Origin of the sequence: Streptomyces niveiscabiei (assembly GCF_001419795.1) — a bacterium.
Lineage (GTDB): Bacteria > Actinomycetota > Actinomycetes > Streptomycetales > Streptomycetaceae > Streptomyces > Streptomyces niveiscabiei.
Map to the genome: position 1 here is coordinate 1 of NZ_LIRL01001455.1, position 1,913 is coordinate 1,913.

At 70.2% G+C, this 1,913-nt stretch carries 1 protein-coding gene; it reads left to right on the forward strand.

Going from position 1 to position 1,913, the window contains the following annotated elements; genetic code table 11:
- Positions 1 to 468: 468 nt before the first annotated feature.
- A partial coding sequence (locus AOK24_RS44920; protein WP_159052260.1) for a DEAD/DEAH box helicase family protein occupies positions 469 to 1,913 on the forward strand: 1,445 nt, incomplete at its 3' end.

Sequence of the window (1,913 nt, forward strand, 5' to 3'; positions counted from 1 at the left end):
GGCCAGAGCGGGGAGCGAAGCGAGCCGCAACCGCTCACGCGGAGCGGGAGCAGCGAACCGCCGCGCTGCGCGCGCTGGCTGCTCCCGCTCCGCGTGAGCGGTTGCGGCTCGCTTCGCTCCCCGCTCTGGCCTTCGGCCAGTCCGCTGCTTCCGCTGCGCTCCAGCAGCGAGGTGTTCCGCGCTGCGCGCGCACCACGGATTGGTGGTATGCGCTGCGCGCACACCACCAACTGGAGTGCTGCTGACCTTCGGTCAGCCGGTGACTTCCGCTGCGCTCCAGTCGCGGACTGTTCCGCGCGCAGCGCGGAACACTCTTCCGGGCCTTCGGCCCGGGCGGCGAGGAGCGTACAGAGGTCGGGGTGACTGGGTGTCAGACTGCTTTCGTGGGGTGTGTGCTTCAAAATGACGTGTGGGATAGACTCTGGGATTAGATGGCCGAACCGCTGAGAGGGCTGGGCATTGGGTGTGATGGAACTCCGTCCGCATCAACGGGAGGCCGTGGACGCGGTGCTGCGGGCTCTCGAACTGCCCGCCCGGGCCGTCGTGCCGCTGCGGGGGCTGCGTACCCAGGTGATCATGGCGACCGGGTCCGGGAAGAGCCTCGTCGCCGCGCGCAGTGCCGAGGAACTGTGCGCGGGCCGCGTCCTGGTCCTCGTACCCTCACTGGACCTCCTCCTCCAGACCGAGACCGCATGGCGCGAAGCAGGCCGTAAGGGGCCGATGGTCGGAGTGTCGTCCCTGCGTGGCGAAGAGGCTTCCTTCCCCAACACCACAGACCCGGACGAGCTGGTGGAGTGGACGCGCGGTCTGGACAAGGTGACCGTATACGCCACCTACGCCAGCCTCGGACTCGGCGCACTGGAACGGGCGCACGCTGGGGGCCTCGTGGCCTGGGACCTGATCGTCGTGGATGAGGCCCACCGCGTTTCCGGCCGGATCGGGAAACCCTGGGCGGTCGTCCACGACAACCAGAAGATCCCTTCCCTACGCAGGTTGTACATGACCGCCACTCCCCGGCTGTGGCAGCTCGGGGACGAGGACGGCGTGCCCGGCGCGCTGGTCGCGAGCATGGCAGACGACCCCGAAGGCCCCTTCGGCAGCAGGGCGTACACCCTGACCCTCTCGGAGGCCATCGACCGGGGAATCTGCGCCCCCTACCAAGTCGTATGCGTGGACGTGACCGACACCCAGTACCAGGCCGCCCAGCTCCTGGGCGCTGAAGGCCGTTCGGACGAGGTCCGCGGAGCGCGGCTCGCAGCCCTCCAGACCGCCCTGCTCAAGGCGTCCTCGGAGGAGAACCTCCGGCGCACACTGATCTTCCACCATGTCGTCAAGGAAGCCGAGGCGTTCGCGGCCGGTCTCCCGCAGGTCGCCGCGCAACTCCACGCCGCCGACCCCGAGCTGTACCCGCGCACCATCTGGGCGGAGTGGCTGTGCGGCGAACACAAACCGCTCCACCGGCGCCGCCTCCTGGGCGAGTTCGCAGCCGGGATCGCCACGGACGGCACCGTCGTGGAGAAGTGCTTCCTGTGCTCGGTGAAGGTCCTCGGTGAGGGCGTCGACACCCGCAACTGCGACTCCGTCTACTGGGCCGACGTCCGCGGCTCCATGCCCGACCTCGTCCAGGCCGTCGGCCGGGCGCTGCGCATGCAGCCCGGCGAGGGCAAGACGGCCAGTCTGGTCGTACCGGTCCTCCTCGGGCCCGGCGAGACCGCCGACAACATGCTCACCTCCCAGGCGTATGCCGGACTCGCCAAGCTGCTGGAGGCGCTACGGGCGCACGACGCCCGGGTGGTGGAGCAGCTCGCCGAGCAGCAGGCTCCCAGCGCCTACAACCCCGTGCAGAAGGGCTCGCAGGGCCAGGAGAGCCGGGGCGAGGGGAACGGGTCCGGCGGACCGTCGGCGCCCGCGCG